Origin of the sequence: Acidovorax sp. sif0632 (assembly GCF_019218805.1) — a bacterium.
GTDB classification, from domain to species: domain Bacteria; phylum Pseudomonadota; class Gammaproteobacteria; order Burkholderiales; family Burkholderiaceae_C; genus Acidovorax; species Acidovorax facilis.
The window spans coordinates 129,181-152,931 of sequence record NZ_JAHUWW010000008.1; the positions used below are offsets into that span (position 1 = coordinate 129,181).

Annotated in this window: 22 protein-coding genes; 3 read left to right on the forward strand and 19 right to left on the reverse strand. The window is 65.3% G+C overall.

What is annotated here, in order from left to right; genetic code table 11:
- The first annotated feature begins 40 nt into the window (after positions 1–40).
- Complete coding sequence (locus KW832_RS22060; RefSeq protein ID WP_218301518.1) at positions 41–1,222, forward strand: trans-acting enoyl reductase family protein; 1,182 nt, start codon at positions 41–43, stop codon at positions 1,220–1,222.
- 165 nt (positions 1,223–1,387) lie between these two features.
- On the opposite strand, the gene KW832_RS22065 is transcribed toward KW832_RS22060, so the two are convergent.
- From KW832_RS22065 to KW832_RS22150, 18 genes are all read right to left on the reverse strand, one after another.
- The gene (locus KW832_RS22065; protein WP_218301517.1) at positions 1,388–2,932 is read right to left on the reverse strand and encodes a methyl-accepting chemotaxis protein; all 1,545 of its coding nucleotides are present in this window, start codon (positions 2,930–2,932) and stop codon (positions 1,388–1,390) included.
- A gap of 41 nt (positions 2,933–2,973) precedes the next feature.
- Positions 2,974–3,975 carry an NAD-dependent epimerase/dehydratase family protein gene (locus KW832_RS22070; RefSeq protein WP_218301516.1) on the reverse strand — a complete coding sequence of 334 codons (1,002 nt, stop codon included), beginning with the start codon at positions 3,973–3,975 and terminating at the stop codon, positions 2,974–2,976.
- Positions 3,975–4,970 carry a fumarylacetoacetate hydrolase family protein gene (locus KW832_RS22075; RefSeq protein WP_218301515.1) on the reverse strand — a complete coding sequence of 332 codons (996 nt, stop codon included), beginning with the start codon at positions 4,968–4,970 and terminating at the stop codon, positions 3,975–3,977. Before KW832_RS22075 ends, KW832_RS22070 begins: the two co-directional genes overlap by 1 nt.
- Positions 4,971–4,991: 21 nt before the next feature.
- Positions 4,992–5,981 (reverse strand): tripartite tricarboxylate transporter substrate binding protein, encoded by a 990-nt coding sequence (locus tag KW832_RS22080; RefSeq protein ID WP_218301514.1) that lies wholly within the window; start codon positions 5,979–5,981, stop codon positions 4,992–4,994.
- A 4-nt stretch (positions 5,982–5,985) separates the two neighbouring features.
- Entirely contained in the window at positions 5,986–6,732 is a 747-nt protein-coding gene (locus tag KW832_RS22085; protein WP_218301513.1) for an SDR family NAD(P)-dependent oxidoreductase, read from the reverse strand.
- Positions 6,729–7,700, reverse strand: a complete 972-nt coding sequence (locus KW832_RS22090; RefSeq protein WP_218301512.1) for a tripartite tricarboxylate transporter substrate binding protein — start codon at positions 7,698–7,700, stop codon at positions 6,729–6,731. The genes KW832_RS22085 and KW832_RS22090 overlap by 4 nt, the downstream gene beginning before the upstream one ends.
- On the reverse strand, positions 7,697–8,278 hold the full coding sequence (locus tag KW832_RS22095) for a cupin domain-containing protein (RefSeq protein ID WP_218301511.1): 582 nt from the start codon (positions 8,276–8,278) through the stop codon (positions 7,697–7,699). Before KW832_RS22095 ends, KW832_RS22090 begins: the two co-directional genes overlap by 4 nt.
- A gap of 11 nt (positions 8,279–8,289) precedes the next feature.
- The gene (locus KW832_RS22100) at positions 8,290–9,087 is read right to left on the reverse strand and encodes a cyclase family protein (protein ID WP_218301510.1); all 798 of its coding nucleotides are present in this window, start codon (positions 9,085–9,087) and stop codon (positions 8,290–8,292) included.
- Between the two features lie 78 nt (positions 9,088–9,165).
- A complete protein-coding gene (locus tag KW832_RS22105; RefSeq protein ID WP_218301509.1) occupies positions 9,166–10,326 on the reverse strand; it encodes an MFS transporter in 1,161 nt (386 codons plus the stop codon).
- Positions 10,327–10,338: 12 nt separating this feature from the next.
- Entirely contained in the window at positions 10,339–11,532 is a 1,194-nt protein-coding gene (locus KW832_RS22110; RefSeq protein ID WP_370628776.1) for an FAD-dependent oxidoreductase, read from the reverse strand.
- The gene (locus KW832_RS22115; protein ID WP_218301507.1) at positions 11,466–11,816 is read right to left on the reverse strand and encodes a Rieske (2Fe-2S) protein; all 351 of its coding nucleotides are present in this window, start codon (positions 11,814–11,816) and stop codon (positions 11,466–11,468) included. Before KW832_RS22115 ends, KW832_RS22110 begins: the two co-directional genes overlap by 67 nt.
- 9 nt (positions 11,817–11,825) lie before the next feature.
- The gene (locus tag KW832_RS22120) at positions 11,826–12,767 is read right to left on the reverse strand and encodes a VOC family protein (RefSeq protein WP_218301506.1); all 942 of its coding nucleotides are present in this window, start codon (positions 12,765–12,767) and stop codon (positions 11,826–11,828) included.
- 46 nt (positions 12,768–12,813) lie between these two features.
- Entirely contained in the window at positions 12,814–13,977 is a 1,164-nt protein-coding gene (locus tag KW832_RS22125) for a S9 family peptidase (protein WP_218301505.1), read from the reverse strand.
- Between the two features lie 4 nt (positions 13,978–13,981).
- The gene (locus tag KW832_RS22130) at positions 13,982–14,479 is read right to left on the reverse strand and encodes a nuclear transport factor 2 family protein (RefSeq protein ID WP_218301504.1); all 498 of its coding nucleotides are present in this window, start codon (positions 14,477–14,479) and stop codon (positions 13,982–13,984) included.
- A gap of 19 nt (positions 14,480–14,498) precedes the next feature.
- A complete protein-coding gene (locus KW832_RS22135) occupies positions 14,499–16,898 on the reverse strand; it encodes an RND family transporter (RefSeq protein ID WP_218301503.1) in 2,400 nt (799 codons plus the stop codon).
- Entirely contained in the window at positions 16,895–17,929 is a 1,035-nt protein-coding gene (locus tag KW832_RS22140) for a hypothetical protein (RefSeq protein WP_218301502.1), read from the reverse strand. Before KW832_RS22140 ends, KW832_RS22135 begins: the two co-directional genes overlap by 4 nt.
- A 13-nt stretch (positions 17,930–17,942) precedes the next feature.
- Positions 17,943–19,295, reverse strand: a complete 1,353-nt coding sequence (locus KW832_RS22145; RefSeq protein WP_218301501.1) for a DUF1329 domain-containing protein — start codon at positions 19,293–19,295, stop codon at positions 17,943–17,945.
- Between the two features lie 14 nt (positions 19,296–19,309).
- Complete coding sequence (locus tag KW832_RS22150) at positions 19,310–20,974, reverse strand: DUF1302 domain-containing protein (protein WP_255577904.1); 1,665 nt, start codon at positions 20,972–20,974, stop codon at positions 19,310–19,312.
- A gap of 154 nt (positions 20,975–21,128) precedes the next feature.
- Here KW832_RS22150 and KW832_RS22155 point away from each other — a divergent pair, with 154 nt between their 5' ends.
- Positions 21,129–22,040, forward strand: a complete 912-nt coding sequence (locus tag KW832_RS22155) for a LysR family transcriptional regulator (RefSeq protein WP_218301500.1) — start codon at positions 21,129–21,131, stop codon at positions 22,038–22,040.
- Positions 22,041–22,215: 175 nt separating this feature from the next.
- Complete coding sequence (locus tag KW832_RS22160; protein ID WP_218301499.1) at positions 22,216–23,130, forward strand: EamA family transporter; 915 nt, start codon at positions 22,216–22,218, stop codon at positions 23,128–23,130.
- A gap of 11 nt (positions 23,131–23,141) precedes the next feature.
- Here the strand turns inward: KW832_RS22160 and KW832_RS22165 are convergent, their stop codons facing one another.
- Complete coding sequence (locus KW832_RS22165; RefSeq protein WP_218301498.1) at positions 23,142–23,657, reverse strand: Lrp/AsnC family transcriptional regulator; 516 nt, start codon at positions 23,655–23,657, stop codon at positions 23,142–23,144.
- Positions 23,658–23,751 lie beyond the last annotated feature (94 nt).

The window sequence follows — 23,751 nt, forward strand, 5'->3', positions numbered from 1 at the left end:
CTGCGCGTGCTTGCTTTTTTGATGGACGGAGACCCACACCATGACCAAACCCTTTGACCTCGTCGTCCACGGCGCTACCGGCTTCACCGGCCGCCTGGTGGTCGAATACCTGCTCCAGCGCTACCCCGCTGGCAGCGGCCTGCGCTGGGCCATGGGCGGGCGCAATGCCGACAAACTCGCCGCCGTGCGCGACGAAGTGGGCGCACCGGCCGACACTCCGCTGGTCGTGACCGACACCAGCAACCCCGCCAGCCTGCAAGCGCTGATGGATTCCACGCGCCTGGTGCTGACCACGGTAGGCCCCTACCAGCTCTATGGCAACGAACTGGTGGCCGCCTGCGCGAAGGCTGGTGTGGACTATGTGGACCTGTGCGGCGAGCCCGCCTGGATGCGCCAGATGATCGACGCGCACGAAGCTGCGGCCAAGGCCAGCGGCGCGCGCATCGTGTTCTCGTGTGGGTTCGACTCGATCCCGTTTGACCTGGGCGTGTTCCTGCTGCAAAAGGAATTTGCCCAGCGCTTCGGCCACCCCGCCCCGCGCGTGCGCGGCCGGGTGCGCAAGATGAAGGGCACCTTCTCTGGGGGCACGGCCGCCAGCCTCAAGGCCACCATGGCCGCGGCTGCCACCAACCCTGCGGTGCTGGATTTGCTGAAGAACCCGTTCTCTCTCACGCCCGGGTTTGAAGGGCCGCGCCAGCCAACCGGCCACAAACCCATGGTGGACGAGGCGCTGGGCGATGGAATCTGGGTGGCCCCGTTTGTAATGGCCGCCATCAACACGCGCAACGTGCACCGCTCCAACTTCCTTTTGCAGCACGCCTATGGCACCGACTTTGTCTACGACGAAATGCTCATCACCGGCCCTGGCGAAAAGGGCGGGGCCATCGCCAACGCGGTGGCGGGCGACAAGTCGCTGGGCTCGGACAAAGGCCCCAAGCCCGGCGAAGGCCCTTCGCGCGAAGAACGTGAGAACGGGTTCTACGACGTGCTGTTCCTGGGTACTGACGATGCAGGCAACACCTTGCGCGTGGGCGTGAAGGGGGACCGTGATCCGGGCTATGGCTCCACCTCCAAGATGATCACCGAAGCCGCAGTGTGCCTGCTGCAGGACGCCAAAGACACGGCTGGCGGCATCTGGACCACGGCCCCAGCCCTGGGCGACAAGCTGATTGCGCGGCTCCAGGCGAACGCAGGTTTGAGCTTTGCGGTCGAGACGGCCTGAGCACACAGCATTTCACCGATCGCAGGCGCTCCACGCAGCACGACGTGCTGGCAACCAACGCGCGCATTTGCGAGGTCATCGACGCGCCACGGAGCGATACAAAAATCTCAGCGCCGCCCACCAGACCGGCGCTGAGATATCAAAACCACCCCGTGACGCGCCACCTCACCCCCTGAAACGCCCGAGTGTCTGATCCAGAGCCTCCGCTTGGCCACGCAGACTTGCCGCCGATGCCGCGGCCTCCTCCACCAATGCCGCGTTCTGGCGAATACCTTCGTCAATATCGTGGATCACGACGTGCACCTGGCCAATGCTGGCCGCTTGCACTTCGGTCGAACGGGAAATATCGGCAACCACCCCGGCAACCTGCTCGCTCGCGCCGACCATGTTCCGGATGCTGCTGTCCACCTGTGTTGCCTGCAAGGCGCCTGTTTCCACCGTTTGCAGGTTGAGATGGATCAAATCGCGAATCTCTCGGGCGGCAGTGGATGAGCGCTGCGCAAGCGTGCGAACTTCTGAGGCCACTACGGCAAAGCCCCTTCCCTGCTCGCCCGCCCGCGCTGCCTCGACGGCCGCATTGAGCGCAAGAATATTGGTTTGAAATGCAATGCCGTCGATGACAGACACGATGTCAGACATCTGTTGCGACGAGCGCAGGATGGCCTCGATGGTCTCGGTGAATCGGCGCACTTTTTCAGCGCTGTCCGACGCCATGCCTGCGGCGTCATGGGCCTGCCGCTGCGCCTGACGAGCCAGCTCGGCATTGCTCGTCACGCGTTGGGCTACATCCTCGATCGATTGGCTCACACTCTGAAGTGCCAGGGCCTGTCGCTCTGTGCGGATAGAAAGATCCATATTGCCCGCGGCAATTTCGCCTGCGGCGCACAGCGTGGAGCCAGAGGCCAGCCGCACCTCCTGGATGGCCAGGCGCATGCGCAATGCCATACGGTCAAATGCACGCATCAGGGCACCCAATTCGTTGGATGCATCAGAGTCGCACTGAACACCCAGGTCACCGTCCGCTACCAAATCTGCCACGCGCACCGCCGCCGTCAGCGGACGCGTGATACTTAAGTACAACAGCCAAGCCGCCACAACAGCAATGCTGCCCCCCACCAAAACCAGGATGACGGTCATCACCCGATCTCGCTCGGCCTGCGCGGAGATGGAGGCAAAGGTGCTGTCCAGTATTTGCTTCTCTGCGGCAGCCAGCGCTTGCGCCACAGATTGCCTGCGCTGGGACAATGCATCCAGCTTCTCGTCAAACAAGCTGTTAGCCTGATCTGTTTGCAACGCGGTGGCCAGCGCGATCACTTCGTCTTTGACCGGAGCAGCCTGCAGCACCAACTCGCTCAACTCTTGAACCAGCGGCTGAGACCTCGCACCATTACCGGACTGCGCAAGCTGACTCAGTGCCTTGGTCACCCGCTCAACAGCCTCCCGCGCACCCTGCGCTGCGTCGGCAATACGCCGGCCGTCCATCTGCACAGACATGCGCCGAAGGTGAAGCTCCTCGTCCTTCAGGGCGTTCTGTATGTCCAACGAGAACGCATGGTGGGCCATGGCCTGCGCGGCCTCGCCACGGACGATCTGAAGCGTCTTTCCAGCGTTGACAAACCCCATCAGACTTTGCGCCATCAACACCAGCAGGGCGACACCAAAGCCGACCACGAGCTGCTGCGCCACACTGAGATGCCGAAGTAGTTTCATCCGAGTTCCATCCAGGTCAGAGTATCCATGGGGCCGTCATTTCACGCCGTTCGCGCATCTGCAGCGCTATCGACCGGTGGCAAAGAAGCCAGCACACGCGCTACCATCGCCTGAACAGACTCGTCATCCACAAAGCCTGCGGCCTGTGCAGATGCGGCATGCACGGCCGGCTGCCGCCCAAACAGTGCTTCCGTGCGAGCGTCTGGCGCATAGCGCAGATAAGTGGTGATATCTCGTCCGGTTCGTTGGGCGACCGCCTTCACCACAGCATCTACGGACGCCTGTAGCACCGGCAGCTGCCAGCAGCGCGAGGCGGGCATGGCACTGGCTGGCAAACTGGCACCCAGCAGCAGGTTGTCCAAGCACCGCTCCAAAGACATCCACCAGGCCGTGGCCTGCGGTGACACGGGACACACATAAGGTCGCCCCGCAGACAGTGCGTGAAAGATCTGACTCATGAAAGCGGAGCCATGCCCACTCTCGGAGACCGGTCTGGCCACAACGCCAGGCAACCGGAGGCTGCAGGCATCCAGCTCTCCACGGCGGCTGTAGTCGGCCAGCAGCAACTCGGTGGCCCACTTGTGGGTGCCATAGCTCAAAGTGGGCTGGGGAGGATGGTCCTCCATCATGGGGTCCGGGCCGACTTCGCCATACACCGCAACCGAGCTTGCAAACACCAACCGAGGCGCGCTGGCGATCTTCTCCCGCACCGGGCCAGCCAACCCCTCCAGCAAGGCCACGGTGTCGAGCAAATTGGCCTGCACGCCCAGTGCAGGCTCGCGCTCTGCCAGTGCGCCAGGCACGCTCGCTAGGTGGAACACACAGTCCGGCGGATCGTTGTGCAAGGCCTGCAAAAGGGCTGGATCGGCAAAGCTGCCCACATGCCAGCGCACACCGAGCGCCTGGGCGCCGGTGGGGGCCGTGCGGTCCACCAGGGTGAGACGCAAAGCCTTTGCCCCCCCCAAACCCTGGGGCTGCGCGCGAAGACGCTGCACCAGGGCCGCACCCACAAAGCCCCCAGCGCCTGTGACGACGGTGTGCATCAGCGCACCTCGGTACTAGGCGCCACCACGCGCTGATGCACCACGCCAAAAGGCCCATCACGGCCATCGGGCCAGCGTGCCTGCATGCGCACGCTATCCCCGTAATGCATGAACGGCGTCTTGGCCGCACCTTTGTCCAGGATCTCGATCACGCGCCGCTCGGCCAGGCAGGCAGAGCCTGCATCGCGCGCCTGGTTGGACACCGTGCCCGAACCGATGATGGTGCCCGCCGTAAGCCGCCGTGTGCGGGCCGCGTGGGCAATGAGCTGGCCGAAACTGAAATTCATTTCTCCGCCATGGGGGTGGCCAAACCACTTGCCGTTGGAGTCCACATGCAATCGCAGATGCACGCGCCCACCCTGCCAAGCGTCGCCCAATTCATCCGGCGTCACGGCCAAAGGGGCAAAGCTGGTAGACGGCTTGGCTTGCAGGAAGCCAAAGCCCGTCTTCATTTCGTGCGGGCCCAGCGCGCGCAGGCTCCAGTCGTTGATCTGGACGACCAAGCGCACGCAGTTCAATGCCACTTCGGGCGTCACGCCCATGGGCACGGGGCCACAGACGACGCCGAACTCGCCTTCGAAATCGATGCCGTCGGCCTCACTGGGCAAGGGCACATCGTCGCAAGGGCCCAGAAAATCGTCGCTAGCGCCCTGGTACATCACGGGGATGGTGTCAAAGTGCGGGATGGGCGGCGTGTTGAACGCCCGCTCCATCAAGCGGCCATGGTTGAGGAACGCCGATGCATCGAGCCACTGCGGGCTGCGCGGCAAGGGAGCGCTGCATGCGGCGGGATCGAACGCAAAGATGCCGGTGGCAGTGCCAGCCTCCAGCGCAGCAGCGCGCTCGCGCAGGGCGGGCACCACAGCATCCCAGTTCTGCACAGCGGCCAGCAAGCTGGCCGCTATCGGAGCGGCATCGACGGCCCGCAGGCCGTTGGAAGAAACCAGTACCAGGCGGCCGTCCAGGCTGCCGTCTTTCAAAGTTGCAAATCGCATCGCCAGTCCCATCAGGAAGAATCAGGAAGAAGGTGTTTCAAGACGCAGCCCCGCCGCCCGGATGACGCGGGCATAACGGTCTGTCTCTGCTGCCAGAAATGCGCCAAATTCGCGCGCGCTTTGGGTGGGTGTATCAGCACTGCCCAGCAAGGCCAGTTTTTCGCGCAGCTCTGGCAAGGCCAGGATGCGAACGCATTCCGCGTTGAGCCGGCCCACAACGTCGGCCGGCATGGCAGCAGGCGCCAACAAGCCAAACCAGCCTGTCACCTGAAAGCCCGTCAGGCCCAGCGTCTCGGCCACCGTGGGCAGATCGGCGGGCAAGGCAGGCGAGCGCTGTGCGCCGGTCTGCGCCAGCAGGCGGACGCGCCCGTCCTTGACCATCGGGGCCACGGCCAGGGCGCTGTTGAACATCAGATTGACTTGCCCAGCCGCCAGGTCGTTGAGGGCGGGCGCAGCGCCTTTGTAAGGCACATGCAGCAGCTGCACTCCGGCCTGCTGCGCCAGCATCTCGCCCGCCAGGTGCAGCACGTTGCCGACCCCGGCCGATGCGTAGCTGACCTGCCCGGGCTGCCGCCGGGCCAGTGCGATCAGGTCCGACAAGCTGCGCACCGGCAGGGCTGCAGGCACCGCAATCACCATCGGCCCGGGGCTGGCCACCAGGGCCACAGGGGCAAAGTCGCGCTGGCTGTCGTAAGGCAGCCGGGGGTAAAGGCTGGCGTTGATGGCGTGGGCTGCGCTGATCCACAACAGGGAGTGCCCGTCTGTGCTTCGCGCTACGGCCTCCGAGGCAATGATGCCGTTGGCCCCTGCGCGCGACTCCACCACCACTGGGCTGCCCAGGGCTTGGCCCAGCTTGTCGGCCAGCAGGCGTGCCACCAGGTCAGAGCTGCCCCCGGCTGCGAACGGCAGGACGATGCGCAACGGCCGTGTGGGCCAGGTGGCCGCCCACGTGCTCGGCGGGAACGCCAAGGCACTCACCACCAGGGTTCTTCGGTTCAACATGCGGTGCATGGTTTCAACTCCCATCGCTGATGGTGGTGCCGCCATCGACCACCAGGTTGTGTCCGGTCACAAAGGCCCCGGCGGGGCTGGCCAGCATGGCGACCACGCCGGCCACTTCCTCGGGTTCTCCTGCGCGCCGCAGCGGGGTGGCCTGGATGCGCCTGACCATGAAGGCTTCATCGGCCATGAGCTGCTCGGCCAGCGGCGTGCGGATGAGGCCGGGTGACACGGCGTTGACCCGCACACCCGCAGGGCCCCACTCCACAGCCAGGTTGCGCGCCAGCTGGGCCAGGGCCGCCTTGGTCAGACCGTACAGGCCAATCGAACGGTTGCCGCGCAGGCCTGCAATGCTGGAGATGAGCACGGCACTGCCACCGCCCCGCGCCGCCATGCCGGGCAGCGCCAGCGCACACAGCCGCGCTGCGGCCCGCAGGTTGATGTCAAACACCTGATGCCAGTCGGCATCGCTGGCATCGGCCAACGGGCCGGCTGGCCCCTGGATGCCGGCGTTGCACACGAGGATGTCCAGCGGTCCGGCGCGCTCCACCAGCGCGGCAATTGCGGAGGGCAACGCCATATCGGCAGCAACGCCGATGGCGTTCGGCAACGATGCAGCCACCTGTTCGCAGGCGAGTGCATCGCGGTCGGAGACCACCACCCGGGCGCCCTGCTCGGCCAGGGTGCGCGCAATCGCCAGACCCAAGCCCTGGGTGGCCCCCGTGACCAGGGCGGTGCGGCCCTGCAGGTCAAAGAGGCTCATTCGACCTTGATCCCAGCTTGGCGAATGGCCAAACCCCACCGCTGCGATTCGCCCTGGATGAACTCGCCGAATGCAGTTGGCGTGAGTGGTGCAGGCTCCAGGCCCAGCGGCCGGTAGCGGCCCAGCACTTCGGGAGACTCCAGCGCGGTCACCACCGCCTTGTGAAGCACATCGACCACGGACGCCGGGGTACCAGCCCGCACCATGACACCATTCCAGCCCGGAATATCGAGGTCCGCATGCCCGGCCTCGGTCAGGGTGGGCACCTGGAGGCGCACTTGCAGGCGCTGCTCGCTGCCAACGCTGACCAGCGCGCGCAGCTTGCCTTCGCGCACCAGCGGCAGGCTCGAAGCCACAACATCGCACATGAAGTCCAGGCGCCCGGCCATCAGGTCCTGCAGCGCGGGCGCTGCGCCCTGGTAGGGCACATGGGTCATGCGCGAGCGTGTCTTGATGCGCAGTTGTTCGGTCCACACATGCGGCTGACTGCCCTGCCCATATGAGCCGTAGTTGAGGCCATCGCCTGCAGCCGCCGCGCGCAGCAAGTCGGCCAGGGACTGGAACGGGCTGCCCGCTGGCACGACCACGACCAGTGGCGACTTGAACAACCGCGTCAGGGGCGCAAAGTCCTTGAGGGGGCTGAAGCTCAGTTTGGCATACAGCGTCGGGTACATGGCCAGCGGGCCGATGTCTGCGTACAGCAAGGTGTGGCCATCGGCGGGTTGCTGCTTGACGTACTGCGCCGCCAGTTGCGCGGCACCGCCGGGCTTGTTTTCCACGACCACGGCTTGCTGCATGCGCTCTCCCAGCTTCTGCACCAGCAGGCGCGACATCGCGTCGCCAAAGCCCCCGGCCGGGTAAGGTACCACCCAGCTCAAAGGGCGCGCGGGATACGGGGCCTGCGCCCACGCCCGGGGGACCACCGCTGCGGACGCTGCAGCGCCCAGCCATTGACGGCGCGTGCTCATGGCTGCTCCTTGGCAGGTGCGGCCACTGACGCATCAAAGCGCCCGTCCACCAGCACAAACAGCATGCGGCACGGCGCGCCCGAACGGTTGGCCCATGCGTGGTTGGTACCCCGCTGCACCACCACGCTGCCGGGGCGCAGTGGCACTTCGCCTTCGTCCAGCACCAGCGTCAGTTCGCCTTCAATCACCACGCCGTAGTCCACCGATTCGGTACGGTGCATCAGCGGGTGGGGGGAGTCGGTTTTCACCGTGGAGGCGGCCGCATCGCCAATCTGGCTGAAGGCGTCATGCATGCGCTCGGCACCCCGTGCGAGGAACTCGGGCGTATCGGGCGGAATGTCCACGAACCGGATGCGCGTGCCACCCTGCGGGGGCGGCAGCACCAGCGGACCGAGCGTAGGGTCCGGGCCGTTGTCCACGACGGCGGGCGATTGCAATGTGCTCCAGACCTCATGGAACACCGTACCGGGAATGGCCGCAATCTCGACCACGGTGGGCAGCGGCCCCGCGCTGGTAACCACGGCACGGCCTTCGGCGTTGTGGCCCGTGACCACGCGGTGGATGGATGGAAAACCCATGAACGGACTCCTCAGTCTTCAAAAATGGCGACCGCGCGCGTCCAGCCTGCCGAGGCACCGCGGATCTTGTGGGGGAAGCAGCTGATCGTGAACCCCGTTGCCGGCAGCGCCTCCAGGTTGTGCAACTTCTCAAGATGGCAGTAGCCGATGTCGCGGCCCGCCTTGTGGCCCTCCCAGATCAGGGCCTTGTTGCCCGTCTCGGCCACGCGCTGGGCGGTGTACGAAAACGGCGCATCCCAGCTCCAGGCATCGGTGCCCGTGAGGCGCACACCGCGCTCCAGCAGGTACATCGTCGCTTCGTAGCCCATGCCACAACCGGCGCCCAGGTAGTCCTTGTGCCCGTAGCGCGACCCAGCCCGGGTATTGACCACCACGATGTCGAGCGGCTGCAGCGTGTGGCCGATGCGGGCCAGCTCGGCCTCCACATCGGCCGCAGTGGCCACATAGCCATCCGGCAGGTGGCGGAAGTCCAGCTTCACGCCCGGCTGAAAGCACCACTCCAGCGGCACCTCGTCAATGGTGATGGAGGGGCGGGCACCGCCGTTCTTTGCATCCTGCGTGGAATGAAAGTGCCACGGCGCATCCAGGTGGGTGCCGTTGTGCGTGGTCAGCGTCACCCATTCGGCAGCCGCTGCTTCGCCGTCGGGGTAGTCCTCGGGCTGGGTGCCGGGGATCATGGTCATGAACTCGGGCAACGTATCGGCGTGTTTCTGGTAGGTGATCTTCGGCGCCAGGGGCGGCGGGTCGGAGAGCACGTCGTTTTCGAGGTAAATGGACAGGTCCACGAAGCGGCGTTGGGGTTTGGTCATACGGGCACAGGAGTTGGCGCTGAACGCGACCGAAACGGGAGCGTTCAGCGGGGCATGGAATAGAGAAGGCAAACGTTGTCACGCCACCCCGGGCAAAGGCTTCGCTTTGTGAGGGGCTCGGTGGATGCGCGCAAATGCATAGACGGCCACTGCGTCAATCACGAGGGCCGCCGCCCCCAGGCTGCCATAGCCCCATGCCTTGACCAAGGTGCCGCCGAGGATGGGCCCAATGGCCGCGCCGAACATGAGCATGGCGGGGGTGGCGGCCAAGGCACGGCCGCTGGGGTCCAGCCGCGCCAGCACGCCAAAGGCAAAGGTGTGCGTGAAGATCATCACGGCCGCAAACACGGCGGCGGCTGCGGCATAGGGCGCAAACACGGGCGAGTTCATGATCACCACCACCAGCAAGGCCTGGAGCGCAGGTCCCGACAGCAGAACGCTGCGGGCAGCCCAGCGCTTTTCCAGCACAGCGGCCAACGCTGCGGGAAAGAGGTTGACGACGCCCAGGGCAATCAGCACGCCGGTGACGGCCTGAAGTCCGTAGCCCCGGTCACTACCCACGCGCTCCAGAAAGCTGAAGGTCATGGACTGCACCAGCCCGAGCGCCGCGATGCCCAGCACGCCCCACCAGACCGCAGCGGGCAGAGGCGCAGCCGGCGCCTGCGAAGGCACCGCACCGCCTACGCTGTCGGCCTCGGGAAACGCCAGAGCCGCCACCACCGCGCCCACTGCCATGACGCCGGCAAAGACCTGGAACAACGCGGGTCCACCCAGCTTGGCCACCAGCACGGGGGTGCCCCCCAGGAACGCGATGGCAAATACCCCCAGTGCCATGCCCACCAGGGCGAACATGCGGTGGGGGTTGAGGCTGCGGGCAATGGTGCCATGGGTAACGCTCAGGGCCGTGCCGGCCGCGATGCCAGCCCCGGCATGCAACAGCGCCAACAGCGCAAACTGGGTGGTGGTGGACGCTACGGCAAACGCCACGGCCGCGCCGGCAAAGCCGCAGGTCGCCACGGCGCGCCCGCGCAACAACTGAAAGAACGGCGCCAACACCAGGCTGGCGGCCACCGCTCCAGCCAAAAACAGCGTCGCCAGCAAGCCGGCCTGCTGCGGGTCGAACCGGTACACCGATATCAGCGTGCCCACCCAGACGGGCAAGGCCACCAGATCCACCATGCCTGCGCAATGGCCCACCATCAGGGCCACCCGGCCCCGCAGCGATTGGGTTGTAATCATGGGCACCTCGCCTCAGATGGGTTGGGACAACGCCATGAGGGACTCGCGCATGATGCGCGAATGCTCCTCCTTGTCGCCGCCTTCGATCTCGATCTCACCCAGCCGGGCGGAGTTTTCGACCACCATGCGGCAGCGCTCCCAGCGGCGGGCTTCAAAGGCTGACAACGCGGTCGGTACATCGCCCGCCTGCGCCAGTTCATCGGCCAGCACCAAGGCGTCCTCGATACCGATACAGGCCCCAGATGCCAGATGCGGCGTGGTGGCGTGCACCGTGTCACCAATCAGCACCACCCGGCCGCGCGACCACGGGCGTGGCATGAGCAGGCCTTCGAGCGGGCGAAACACAATCTGTGAATCCGGTCCGATCTGGCTGCGGATGGACTGCAGCGTGGGTGCGGAAAACCCGTCGAGCAATGCGCGCAAACGGTCCGCAAAGGTGGCCGGATCAACATGGTCGTTGGTCGGGCGCGGCTCGGTGACGAAGAGGTACATCTCAGTCTTGGAGACAGGGTTCACGCCGGGTTTGATCTTCGGGCCCATCCACATCGTGGCGGTCTCGATCTCTGGCGGCTTGGGAAGCACGGCACGCCACACGGCCTGGCCGCTGTAGCGCGGCTGGGGTGCGTTTTCAAACACCGTCTCACGCACCTTGGAGTACAGGCCATCGGCACCGATCACCAGGTCATAGCGCTGGCGCTGTCCATCGGTGAAGGTGACCTGTACGCCATCGGCCTCTTGCTCAATGGCAGAGAAGGTGCAGCCCAGGCGGACGTTGGCGCCCGCCGCGCGGGTGGCCTCGGCCAGGATGCGGGCCAGCACCGGGCGCATGATGGCGCCACCGCCCGGGATATCGTCCCCCGCAATGCGGGGCGTGGGCAAGGTGGCCACCTGAGGGCCGTGGGGCAGGTGCAGGTTCACGCCGTCCGAGGCGTTGCCCTGCGCCAGAAACGCTTCGAGAATGCCCAGGCGCCGAAACGCCCGCAGCGTGGCGCCCCCCAGGCTGATGCCCGCACCGTAGCTGCGCCAGCCGGGGTCGATCTCTACGAGGTCCACCTGCGCACCCAGCTTGCGCAGTTCGATGGCGGCGGCCATGCCGGAAAAGCCCCCGCCGATGATCAAAATGCGTTGGTGAGAAAGGCTCATGGGTTTGTCTCCTTGTGATTGGTAGGGGCGATGTGGATCTCGCCGTTCGCTTGTACTGTCAATGGCACGGGCACCAAGGCGTCGCCCAGGCACGGGCCCAAGGTACACAGCCCATTGGTGATGTCAAACAGCGCGCCGTGGGCCGCGCAGACGATGCGATCACCTGCTGCATTCAGGTACTTGTCCTTGCGCCATGCCATGGGGGTGTCCAGGTGGGGGCACAGATCGGCATAGGCGTACAGCCGCTCGCCCTGGCGCACGATGAGCACCGTGTCCTGCCCACGGCCTGCGGGGTCAAAGCCCCGCGATTCACCATCGGGCAGATCGTTCCATTGGCAGAGCTTCATGGTCGGCTCTCAGTGCGGTGCACCCGCAGGTGGCGGGCCTGAAGGCGCCCACTTCTCGCGGTGTTGAAAGAGGAAGAGCTGCGAAGCATCGGCACTCATCGGCACCTCGCGCGCGGCCCAGGTGTCGTCATGCTGGTCCATGTCGGCGTCGTACTCCACGTGGCAGCCCAGGGGCGAGTTGAAGTACCAGAACCAGTTGCTGCCAAACTTGTGGCGCCCCGGCCCCCAGAAGCTCTGGTAGCCCTTCTCGACAAAGCGGGTGCCGGCCAGCAACACATCGGTAGGGCCACCCATGTGGAAGGTGAAGTGTTCGCAGCCCTTCATGAACGGCGGTGTCTGGATCATGAACAAGGTGTGGTGGTCTTGCGTGCCCGCAGGGCGCAAGAACGGCCCCACACCCTTGAAGCGATCGGTGCACACAAAGCCCAGTCGGGCATAGAACGCCTCGGCCTTGGCCGCGTCGGGCACGAAATACACCACATGCGACAGCGAACGGGGCCGCGCCGCCATGTCGGGCGACAGGCCCAGGGCGTTGGGCCCACGCTGCGGGACGGCACCGGGCGCGTTCACGGCCTCGGCAGGCAATGCCAGCGGCTTGCGCACCGTGACCTGGAAAGCGAGGGCAAAGCCCAAGTCATCGGTGGTGCGCAGCACGCCGCCCTGGCGCACCACGGCGCGGTCGCGCGCCAGCTCGGCTTCGATGGCGTCGAGCGTGGCCGCATCTGCGACCCCGTAGACCGTTTCGCGCAACATGCTGGCAGTGCCCAGCGCGGGTGGCAGGGAAGGATCGCCCTGGGAGCGGATCTCCACGCACGTGCCGTCCAGCGCTTCAAAGCGCCCACCAGCAGCGGTGACGCCCACGGGAGTGAGTCCGTAGTCGGTGAGGTACTGGGCGCAGGCAGCGACGTCGTCCACGCCAAAAACGAGCGCGTCGGGTCCAATGATGTTCATCTGTTGATCCTTGGTTGTAGAGGTTGTCAGGGCAGGTGCGGGGCTCTCAGGCGGTATGACCACCCAGGGTCTGGGCCACCCAGTCGGCGATGTAGTGGCCGGCGTTGATGCTGTTGTCAAAGCTGGCGTGCTGCGACCCACCCTCGCGGTCGGTGAACACCTTGAGTTCGCGCTGGGGGCTGTTGACCAGCTGCTCGTAGGTGCGGTGCGCCCACTTGAGCGGGATCTGCGAGTCGCGCTCGCCGTGCGTGACCAGGAAAGGCACTTTGATCTTCTCGACAACACCATCGAGGTGCACGTTTTCCGCGATGCGCATGAAGTCGTCCACGTCCTTGGCGCCCCAGACCCAGCACACGTGAGCCCAGTAGTGCGGCACGGGGAAGTCGCCCTCTTTCTCCAAGCGGCGCTTTTGTACATCACGCCAGTCGTGGTTGGCGCCCCAGGCCACGCCGCAGGCAAAACGCGGCTCCATGGCCACGGCGCGCGGGCAGTAGTAGCCGCCCAGCGAAACGCCCTCGCAGCCGATACGCTTCGGGTCCACGTCGGGGTGCTGCTCCAGCCAGTCCACCACGCGGCTGGCCCAGTGTTCGGTGTCGTACCGCGCCGTCAACCCCTGCAGCCGCAGCGCCTCGCCGGTGCCTGGCTGGTCCACCACCAGAGAGGACACGCCGCGTTGGGCCAGCCATGCGGGCAACCCGACCAGGTGCTTCATTTCCTTGGTGGAGTCGAGGCCATTGAGTTGCACCAACAAAGGCGCGCGCTTGCCCGGCTGCAGGCCGTGGGCCGGGTAGTACAACGCGGACAGGTGGGTGCCCTCGTAGGGAATCTCCACACGTTGCACCCGGTCGCCCAGCAACTGCGAACCCTTGAGAAACAACTCCAGCTCGCGCTGATAGACGGCAAGCCGCCCGGGCGCGTTGTGCGCCTGCAAGCGCTCGGCGGTGATCAGATAGCTGGAGGCGCGGCGGTATTTCTCGCCAGCGGAATACAGCCAGCCGCGCGCTTCATCTTCTTCGGCCAAGCCGCAGAGCTTGTCCGCCATGCGCACCCAGGTTTCACGGAAGGCTTGCGTGCCAGCGGCATCGGGCGCCTTGGCGGCCTCTTGCAGCGGAGCGCACATCTCCTCGATTTCACCGATGCGTGCGCCCATCTCGATGGCCAGATCGACCGAGAGGTTCCAGACGTAGTTGGTAGGAAAGTACTTGAACATAGGATCACTTTGCGGGGGCTTGGGAGGCACGCGGGCCAATGCCCAGCGTGCCAAAAAAGACGGCCGTGGGCGCGTCGGAAAAGTCGGGGACAAAGCGGAAGGACTGGATCCGCCCATCGGTCACACGGAGCACATCGCGGCCCACGATGCGTTCCACACCGGCACGGCGATACAGCTCGCTGCGCACCTCCAGCAGCGCAGACACCCGGTCCCCATCCACCTCGGTGCTCAGCACAGACAAGCGGGCCTGCGGTCGAACCACTGTGGCGTCGATGTAGTGCGCCAGGCAGGTGGGGTTGTCCATGGCAGGAGTGCAGCCGGAAAAGTCCGATCGCTCCACCTCCGGCGCGATGAGCGCGCGCACGGCGGCCATGTCACCCGCGTGGACTGCGGCGATGTAGCGATCAAGCACTTCGGTCGGTTGGGGGCTGGGCTCGGCCTGTGAGCAGACGCATGCCAGCAACAGGCCGGCAGCAACGCACATCGTGTGGGTCGTGGTCATGGTTCGTCCTCGTTGTCAATCAATGAGCGCCTTGCGGTACCCCGTGCACACCGCGCCCAGTTGTACGGGCGTTGGCGACGGGCGCCGCAGGCTTGAGTAAAAAGTGGGCCAGCGCGGGCAACAACACCAGCGCCCCCAGCATGTTCCAGAGGAACATGAACGCCAGCAGCAAACCCATGTCGGCCTGGAACTTGATCGGGCTCGCCACCCAGGTGATCACGCCCACAGCCAGCGTGACGCCCGTCAGCATCACGACCTTGCCGGTGAACAGCAGGGCGCGGTAGTACGCCTCCGACAGGCTCTTGCCTTCGCGCAGTTGCGACAGCGTGATGGACAGGATGTAGAGCGCGTAGTCCACGCCGATGCCCACGCCCAGCGCAATCACCGGCAGCGTGGCGACCTTTACGCCCATGCCCAACGCCACCATCAACGCTTCGGCCAGGAAGGACGTGACCACCAGCGGCAACACGGCCACCACCACCGCCTTCCACGAGCGGAAGGTCACAAAACACAGCACGACCACCGCCCCGTACACCATGAGCAGCATGGTTCGCCACGCGTCCTTGACCACGATGTTGGTGGCCGCCTCAATGCCCGCAGACCCGGCGGCCAGCAGAAACTGGGTGTCTGCCGTGTTGTTGCGCTGGGCAAAGGCCTCGATGTGGCCCACGACGCGCGCCAGGGTGTCGGCCTTGTGGTCGCGCAGATAGACGTACACCGTCAACAACCCACAGGCATCGTTGTAGAGCCCACGGGGTGCGCTGGCCGTCACGGTGTTGAGCATGTCCTGGTTGGGCAAGAACTCGTACCACCGTGGGTTGCCTTCGTTAAGGCCCGACAGCACCCGGCGGTTGAGCAGAGAGAGCGAGTTGGTGCTCTCGACGCCGTCGATCTGGCGCAGCTCCCATTCGAGCGCATCGACCTTGTTCAGCGCATCGAAGTGGGAGCACTGCCCCTCAGGCGTCTTGACCATCACCGCCAGCACGTCACTGCCCGCGCCATAGGCTGCGTTCATGAATCCCACATCGCGGTTGTAGCGGCTGTCTGCGCGCAACTCGGGCGCCCCCGGGTCCAGGTCGCCAATCTTGAGCTGCGTGCTGACAAGAAAGCCCCCCACCCCCATGACCAGCCCGGCGGCCACGGCCACCGTGGCCCAGGGCCGTTGGGTGAAGCGGTCGAGCAGGGTCCACAGCGGGTGTTTGGCAGCTCCCGCCGCATCGGCCTGTTCGGCGCGCAGACTGCGCTCGGCAGCCACCGCACTGACGCCGGTGTAGCTCAACAATATGGGCAACAGGATCAGGTTGGTGAAGATCAGCACGGCCACGCCAATCGACGCGGCAATCGCCAGTTCGCGGATGACCTGGATGTCGATGACCAGCAGCACGGCAAACCCCACCGCGTCTGCCAGCAGTGCCGTCAAGCCCGCCAGGAACAGGCGCCGGAAGGTGAACCGCGCCGCCACCAGTTTGTCCACGCCTCGTCCCACGTCCTGCATGATGCCGTTCATCTTTTGCGCACCATGGCTCATGCCGATGGCAAACACCAGAAACGGCACCAGGATGGAATACGGGTCGAGTGCATACCCCAGCAAAGGCAGCAGGCCCAGCTGCCACACCACGGCCACCAGCGACGCCAGCACCACCAGCAGCGTGGAACGGATGCAGCGCGTGTACCAGAACACCATGGCCGTGGCGATGGCTACCGCCATGGCAAAGAACACCAGCACGGCCTGCACGCCATCGATCAGGTCGCCCACGATCTTGGCAAAGCCGGTGATGTGGATAGCCACGCCTTCGGCCTCGTACTTTCCGCGCAGCGTCTCCAGCTGCCGCGACAGCAGGGCGTAGTCGAGCGACTGGCCCTGGGCATCCTTGACCAGCAGGGGCACAAAGATCACGGTCGATGCGGCATCGCGCGCTACCGTCTGGCCGATCTCTCCGGAGCGCGCCACGTTCGCCGCGAGTTGCTGCAGCTTGGCTGACGATCCATCAAAACCATCGGGAATGACCGGCCCGCCTTCCAGGCCCTCTTCGGTGACACCCACCCAGCGTGTGGTGGGGGTCCACAGCGACTTCATCCGAGCACGGTCCACACCCGGCAGCAGGAAGACTTCGTCAGACAGGCGGCGCAGCGTGTCCAGGTACTGCGCGTCATAAATGTTGCCTTGTGGGCGTGCAACGGCCACACGCACAGCGTTGCCCAGGCCACTGAGCTCGGATTGGTAGGCCAGATAGTTCTGGATGTATGGGTGGTTGGTGGGAATAGTCTTCTCAAAACTGGCATTGAGCTGCAGCCGCGTGGCCTGCCAACCCAGCAGGGTGGTGACCAGGGCACACAGCAGCACCACCACGGCGCGGTGGTTGAACAGCGCGCGCTCGATCAGCGAGCCCGAGCGGGTGTCGAAGGAGGGTGTGCTCATGGCTGCGCCCCCTGTGCCACCACGGGCACCACACCGGCCACGCCCAGTGCCAGCAAAGGACCTTCGCGCTGCGGCAGCAGCGCAGACGGCATGGGTACGGGTGCCGCGTTCAGGGGCACCAGGGCCTCGCCCTGCTGGCGTAGCACTGCGCCCGCCTGGGTGGCGAACCACAGCCCATCTTTGCCATCGTCGGCCACGGCGGTGATCGTGCTCTGGGTGGGCGATGCCAGCTGCAACCAGGTGTTGCCCGCATCGCCCGAGCGCCAGGCATTGCCCCGCAGGCCCGCCAGGACCACCTGCCCGTTGGCCTGCAGCTCTCCCGCAAACCAGCTGCCCTTGTAGGGCGAAGGCAAGGCCTCAAACGTAGCGCCGCCGTCGCTGGAGCGGGCAAGCAGCCCCTGCTCACCCGCCAGCAGCAGGGTATTGCCCTGGCGCCGCGCCACATACCAGTGCAGGGCCTTGGGATTGGGCAGCCTGCCCATCCAGGGCGCCCAGGTCTGTCCGCCATCGGCGGTGTAGAAGGCCAAGCCATAGGCACCCACCGCCAGCATGCGCTGGGTGTCCCATACCACCACATCCATGAAGGGCTTGTCCGGACCATCGGCCACCAGGCGCTCTGCATCCTGCCGCGCCTGGGGCGTTGTTGCTGCCGCCTTGGCCAGCAAGGCCAGGCGGCGGCCGTCCAGCCGCAGCGCCCAGCTGGCGCCGGCATCGGACGTGGTCAGCACCGTGCCGCCATGGCCCACGGCCACACCGTGGCGCTCGTCCGCAAAACGCACCATCGTCAGGCTCACACTGACCGGGCATGCCGCCTGGCGCCAGGTCGCGCCCCGGTCGTCGGACAGCGCGACCACTCCGCGCTCGCCCACCGCCACCAGCCGCTGCCCTGCAGTGGCAGCTGCCAGCAGCACGGCGCGCTGAGGTGCCTTCACGCTCAGTGCGGGGCGCTGGAGTGCATCCCCCACCTGCGCGGAGGCGCAGCCCGCCCCCGCCGCAGCGATGGCCGCAGCTACATAGATCGCAATACGCATGGTTCAGTCCCGCTCAGCGGACACCCTCGCCCGCCATCGCATCGGGCGAGAAGAAGCTGTCCGTGCGACGCGGCACGATCTTGTAGTGCTGGTTGCGCTCGTTGACCACGCCGCTGGCATACCAGGCCCCAGAGATCAGGTCGTTGAAGCCCCACTGCTGCTGCGGTGTGGTGGCAGGAAGGTCAGGCATCACCACCGGGTGGGACCAGATGGTCTTCCACAGCTGGCCCTTGGCATCCCAGCGGTCGCCCAGCACGGCCACCCAGGTGTCTTCGTCCACGTAGTAGCGGCTCTTGGGTGCCTGGTGGCGCTGGCCGGGCTTGAGGGTGGCCTCCACCACCCAAACGCGGTGCAGCTCCCAGCGCACGTGGTCGGGGTTCAGGTGATTGGCCAATAGCACATCGCTGTCCTTGGTCGGCGTATGCAGGCGGTTGCTGTTGTAGGGGATCAGCATCTCCTGCTTGCCCACGACCTTCCAGTCGAAGCGGTCGTTGCGCCCAGCAAAGACGTCGATTTCGTCGAAACTTGCCACACCTGCGGTGGCAGGCGTGGGCGTGTCGCAGCAGGCATTGGGCAGCTTGCGCACGCGGCGCTGCCCCGTCAGGTACACCCACGATGCGCTCTTGTCCTGGTCCAGGTGCGACCGGCCCGTGATGGCCTCGCCCGCACGCACCGGTGGGCCGCTGTTGACCAGGCGGATGGTCCAGTACTCGCCTGTGAACTTGTCGTGCTGCCTCTGGGCGTAGTAGGGCATCTGGAAGTCACCGCGCCCCTCCACCGACAGCACGCGCTGGCCATTGGCCGTGCCCAGGTAGCCCCGGAAGTCGGCCTGCCAGGCCTCGCCACGCCAGTGAAGTTCGTGGTTGGCCATGATCTCCTCGCCCGTCTTGGGGATGGGGAATGGAATGCCTCCGTAGGCACCCGTCACCTTTTCGCCATCCAGCTTGGCCTGCGTGGCGTTTTTGGCCGTGTAGTCATAAACCCACTGCGGCGCAGCGGCGGTGCGGTGCGTCTTGTACACATCGACCCGGAAGGTCTGCGGGTATTTCTTGAGCAGCGCCTGCGTGCCTTCGGTCAGCTTGCTCGCATGTTCGACCATGTTGGCGGCGGTGACGCTGTACAGCGGCTTTTCGCTGGCAAACGGGTCGCCCCGGCGCCCGCCATTCTGGAAGCCCGCAATGGGGGTGGTGTAGCCACCACTCCACGCGGGGATGGTGCCCTCCTTGTTGCCCGCGCGCTCGGCCCCCAGGGGGGTCAGCTCGGTTTTGAGTTTGGCGGCTTCCTCGGCGCTCACGGCGGCGTGTGCAGCGCCCAGGGCCACAGACGACAGCAGGCAGACGCCCGCGATGTGCAGGTAGTGCTTCATGACAGAGTTCCAGATCAGAAAGTGGTGCGGACCGAGAGCGTCAGCGAGTTGCGGTCTTTGAGCGCTTGCTTGTATTGCGCGTTGTTGGCGGCATCAAGCGTGGGCGCGGCCTTGCCCAGGTAATGCACATAGTTCAGCGATACGTTCCACGTGCCCAGGTACACCCCGGCCAGACCGAGGTTGATGTCGCCGCCCTTGTCCACCCCAAAACCCGGGCCGACGGCTGACGAGGCGCCAAACGTGTAGCCCATGCCGATGGAGGGGGTGAGGTCCAGACCCGGCAGCACCTGCCGGTAGCTGGGCGAATACACCATGCGCACGCCAGTGGCCGACTTGTCCGCATTGGGATTGAGCATCTGCGCATTGCGTGTGACCTTGGTGCGCTGGTTCCAGGCCACCTCGCCCACAAAGGACGCTTCGCGCGATATCCACGAGGGGCCCAGCGATGCGATCCAGGACACTTGCGCATGGGCCGTCTCGCCCACCGCGTAGCCCGGGTTGCTGTTGTTGTTGAGGCCCGCATTCACACCAATAGTGGCTAGGGTGGACTGCCCAGAGCTAGCCAGGGGCGCGTTGTGGCGCACCGAGACTTCCCCAGCCAGGCCCCAGTTATCAATCGTTTTGGAGAAGCTGGCGCCATAGGCGCGCACGCCCTCGTGGTACATCCAGCGGTAGCTGCTGGCTGTCAAAGCAGGGGGCAGGCCCACCAGCACGTTGTTGATGTTGCTGGGGGTGGTGGCGTGGTAGCGGATGGCATAGAAACCCAGATCGGTGTCGATGGACTCGACCCGCCAGCGCAGCTGCAAGCCGCCCTGGCCCGGGTTCTTGGCCTCCAGGTCCGCCTGCCGGATGAACGTGCCCGTGGGCCCCGCATTGATGCGCTCTGCACCCGGGCCCAGCGAATCACTGGTCGAGAGGTAGGCCCCCACGGGCATCAGCCGGGTCTTCTCCCACTCGTAGTTCACGTACGCGCCCACCGTCACGTCGGACGACAGCTGCACCTGCCCCGAGACCTTGCCGGTCGGCCGGGCCACTTCCTTGAAGGTGGAGTTGGGTACCGACAGCAGCTTGATCAGGTCCAGCGGGGCCTGGCCGCCCGCGATGCCATTGGCGCCAAAGAACAGGCTCTCTCCCCACAACAGGGTGTGGCGGCCCAGGCGCACCGTGGCGGGCTTGTCGGCCACATCAAAGCGCCCGTACACAAAGGCGTCCAGCAGCTCGGTCTTGCGCCCCATGAGCTTGCGGGTCTCCGCCGGAAACTCGCTCGCAGGGCTGTGGTTGGACGTGGCGCTGGTGTTGTCCGTATGGCTGTTATAGGCCTGGTCGTACCAGGCCGCCGCACTCAGGCGCGCACCGTAGCTGGGGCCGGTCAGATCCAGCTCGCTGAGCAGGTCCACGCGGTTGGACACCACACCACGCTTGAAATTGTTGTTGCCGTCGTTTTGGTTGGCCGCCAGGGGCAACGCGGACGACAACTCAGGCAGTGCCGTATTGAGGCGGCCGGTGAGGCTGTATTTGACGGTGTTGTCCCAGCGCAGCTTCCAGTCGGGGTTGCCGGTGTCCAGCTCGATGGCAGAAACACAGGGGGTGACAGCCAGAGTGGCAAGGGCCAGCGTGAGGCGGCTTCTGCGGCTTTGGGCAGCACCCCGCCGCACTGCGCCTGATGGGCAGTGTTTCATCATTTGTCTCCGTTCTGTTTTTTTGGGAATCTGATGACCAAAGGGGCTGGACATCGGTTCGGTGGCTACTGTAGGGAGTAAGCTCACATTCGAAAAATGGATTTTTCAGATTCCATTAATTGATATAGCGAATATCAACGTTTACCCGTAGCCCATGCGATTCAACAAACTCGACCTGAACCTGCTGGTGGCGCTGGACGCGCTGCTGACCGAACGCAACATCAGCCGCGCGGGTGAGCGCATCCACTTGAGCCAGCCCGCCACCAGCAATGCGCTGGCGCGGCTGCGTGCGTATTTCGACGATGAATTGCTGGTGCCGCAGGGCCGTCAGATGGTGTTGACGCCCCGCGCTGAGGCGCTGCTGGACCCTGTGCGTGAGGTGCTGATGCGCATCGACAGCACCATCGCCGAGAAGCCCCGCTTTGACCCCTCTACCGACACCCGGAGCTTCACGCTGCTGGTGTCAGACTTCACCACCACCGTGTTCATGCAGCCGCTGATCGAGAGGCTGTTTCACGAAGCGCCCGGGGTGCAAGTGCATCTGCGGGCGCAAAACGCCCGCCCCGTGGAACAGCTGGAGGAGTACGGGGCCGACATGCTCATCATCCCCGAGCAATATGTGTCGGCCAAACACCCGAGCATGACGCTGTTCGAGGAGACATACATGTGCGTCACCTGGACGGGCAACCCGCACATCCAAGGCCAGCTCAGCTTTGACGACTACCTGGCGGCGGGACATGTGGTGGCCGACTACTCCGGCGCGCGGCAGATCCCCGCGTTCGATGGCTGGTTTCTGGAGCGCTTCGGCGTCAAGCGCCGCATCGAAGTCACCGCGCCCACCCTCGCATCCCTGCCCAGCCTGGTGATCGGCACCGCACGCATTGCCACCGTGCACAAGCGCCTTGCTCAACGCGCGCTGCAGTACGGGCTGCCCATCCACGTATGGGAGCCCCCCCTGGAAATCCCGGTGATGCGCCAGACCCTTCAATGGCACCGCCATCGAGACAAGGACCTGGCTCTGCAGTGGTTGCGCGAGCGCGCGATCGAGGTGGCTACGCTTATTTAGAACCTGTTCAAGATTTTTTCGGGGTCGCACAAGGCCCTTGCCAGAATGGGATGCAAGGCGCGAGGCGCGCGAGAAATGTCTTGTTTTGATCGAGATCCGGCCCATCGGTACCGGCCACCCCCAGCATGCCCACGCACAATCTCCCCATCCAGCCAGACCCTTCTACGGCCTCACCATGAATTTGCCCCTGCGCCCTCGTGATCTCGCCCTCGCCCTGCTCGTCATCGTCGTCTGGGGGCTGAACTTTGCCGTGATCAAGGTGGGCGTGGCCGACATCCCTCCCATGCTGCTGGGCGCGCTGCGCTACCTTCTGGCGGCGTTTCCGGCGCTGCTGTTCGTCAAACCACCCAAGGTGCCGCTGCGGCTCTACCTGCTGTACGGTATGACCATGGCCGTGGGCCAGTTTGCGCTGCTGTTCACCGCTATCCACATGGGCATGCCTTCGGGCCTGGCCTCGCTGGTGCTGCAAGCGCAGTCGTTCTTCACGCTGCTGCTGGCCGCCTGGTGGCTGCGTGAGAAATGGCTAGGCAACCAGGTGGCGGGCCTGGCGCTGGCAGGTGTGGGGCTGGTGCTGATTGGCAGTGCACATGGGGCCTCCATGCCGCTGGCGGGCTTCGCGCTGACCGTGGCGGCGGCAGCGCTGTGGGGCTGCGGCAATATCGTGACCCGCGCCGTGGGGCGTTATGGGCCGATGAACCAGTTTGCCTTCATCGTCTGGTCCAGCCTGGTGGCGCCCCTGCCGTTTGTGGCCCTGGCGCTGGTGATGGACGGCCCCAGTGCTGTGCTGGCAGCGGTGCAAAACCTGTCGCTGAAATCCATGGCCGCCGTAGCCTACATCGCGTGGATCTCCACGCTGCTGGGCTTCGGGCTGTGGACCTACCTCATGTCGCGCTACCCCGTAAACCGCGTGGCGCCGTTCACGCTGCTGGTGCCCGTGGTGGGCCTGACCACGGGCTGGGTGGTATTTGGCGAGCAGTTGCTGCCTGTGCACTTTGCGGGCGCCGGGCTGCTGATGGCGGGGCTGGTGGCCAACCTGTTTGGCGGCACCGCCTGGACGGCGGTGATGGGGCGGCTGCGCGGGGCGCAATAAAGAAATGGGGCTTACACCGCCAGCGGCAGCTCGGTGGTCGAAAGCACATTGCGCAGCACCATGAATGAGCGCACCTGCCGCACGCCCGGCAGGTAGAGCAGTTGCTCGGCGTGCAGGCGATTGAAGCTGTCGTTGTCGCGCGTGCGCACCAGCATGAAGTAGTCAAACTCGCCAGTGACTACATGGCATTCCATGCAGCCCGACACCTTGGCTGCCGCCTTTTCAAATTCGGCAAACGACTCGGGCGTGGAGCGGTCCAGCACCACGCCAATCATCACCAGCATGCCAGCGCCCACGGCCTGGGGGTTGAGCAGTGCCACCACCTTGTCGATGAGCCCCAGGCGCTTGAGACGATCCACCCGGCGCAGGCAGGCGGGTGGGCTCAGGTGCACCTTCTCGGCCAAAGCCACGTTCGACAGCGACGCGTCGCGCTGCAGCTGGCGCAAGATGGCTTTGTCGGTGCGGTCCAGCTCGGCCGAGACATCGGCCTGCGGCACATTCTTGACACGAACTTTTATTGCGCACATAGATTATTTATAGAAACATTTTTCGCCAATATTCTCTTTCATAAACCATAAACGCTGAAATTCGAACAAATTTTGCAACCACGTGATGCGCGCA

Bases quoted from the DNA above. Each gene is read 5' to 3' on its own strand.
- KW832_RS22115 (WP_218301507.1), bottom strand. From the start codon at position 11,816: ATGAAGCTCTGCCAATGGAACGATCTGCCCGATGGTGAATCGCGGGGC.
- KW832_RS22090 (WP_218301512.1), bottom strand. From the start codon at position 7,700: ATGAGCACGCGCCGTCAATGGCTGGGCGCTGCAGCGTCCGCAGCGGTG.
- KW832_RS22080 (WP_218301514.1), bottom strand. From the start codon at position 5,981: ATGCACCGCATGTTGAACCGAAGAACCCTGGTGGTGAGTGCCTTGGCG.
- KW832_RS22070 (WP_218301516.1), bottom strand. From the start codon at position 3,975: ATGCACACCGTCGTCACAGGCGCTGGGGGCTTTGTGGGTGCGGCCCTG.
- KW832_RS22155 (WP_218301500.1), top strand. From the start codon at position 21,129: ATGCGATTCAACAAACTCGACCTGAACCTGCTGGTGGCGCTGGACGCG.
- KW832_RS22120 (WP_218301506.1), bottom strand. From the start codon at position 12,767: ATGAACATCATTGGACCCGACGCGCTCGTTTTTGGCGTGGACGACGTC.
- KW832_RS22160 (WP_218301499.1), top strand. From the start codon at position 22,216: ATGAATTTGCCCCTGCGCCCTCGTGATCTCGCCCTCGCCCTGCTCGTC.
- KW832_RS22165 (WP_218301498.1), bottom strand. From the start codon at position 23,657: ATGTGCGCAATAAAAGTTCGTGTCAAGAATGTGCCGCAGGCCGATGTC.
- KW832_RS22075 (WP_218301515.1), bottom strand. From the start codon at position 4,970: ATGCGATTTGCAACTTTGAAAGACGGCAGCCTGGACGGCCGCCTGGTA.
- KW832_RS22060 (WP_218301518.1), top strand. From the start codon at position 41: ATGACCAAACCCTTTGACCTCGTCGTCCACGGCGCTACCGGCTTCACC.
- KW832_RS22145 (WP_218301501.1), bottom strand. From the start codon at position 19,295: ATGAAGCACTACCTGCACATCGCGGGCGTCTGCCTGCTGTCGTCTGTG.
- KW832_RS22105 (WP_218301509.1), bottom strand. From the start codon at position 10,326: ATGATTACAACCCAATCGCTGCGGGGCCGGGTGGCCCTGATGGTGGGC.
- KW832_RS22100 (WP_218301510.1), bottom strand. From the start codon at position 9,087: ATGACCAAACCCCAACGCCGCTTCGTGGACCTGTCCATTTACCTCGAA.
- KW832_RS22135 (WP_218301503.1), bottom strand. From the start codon at position 16,898: ATGAGCACACCCTCCTTCGACACCCGCTCGGGCTCGCTGATCGAGCGC.
- KW832_RS22125 (WP_218301505.1), bottom strand. From the start codon at position 13,977: ATGTTCAAGTACTTTCCTACCAACTACGTCTGGAACCTCTCGGTCGAT.
- KW832_RS22140 (WP_218301502.1), bottom strand. From the start codon at position 17,929: ATGCGTATTGCGATCTATGTAGCTGCGGCCATCGCTGCGGCGGGGGCG.
- KW832_RS22065 (WP_218301517.1), bottom strand. From the start codon at position 2,932: ATGAAACTACTTCGGCATCTCAGTGTGGCGCAGCAGCTCGTGGTCGGC.
- KW832_RS22095 (WP_218301511.1), bottom strand. From the start codon at position 8,278: ATGGGTTTTCCATCCATCCACCGCGTGGTCACGGGCCACAACGCCGAA.
- KW832_RS22150 (WP_255577904.1), bottom strand. From the start codon at position 20,974: ATGAAACACTGCCCATCAGGCGCAGTGCGGCGGGGTGCTGCCCAAAGC.
- KW832_RS22130 (WP_218301504.1), bottom strand. From the start codon at position 14,479: ATGACCACGACCCACACGATGTGCGTTGCTGCCGGCCTGTTGCTGGCA.
- KW832_RS22085 (WP_218301513.1), bottom strand. From the start codon at position 6,732: ATGAGCCTCTTTGACCTGCAGGGCCGCACCGCCCTGGTCACGGGGGCC.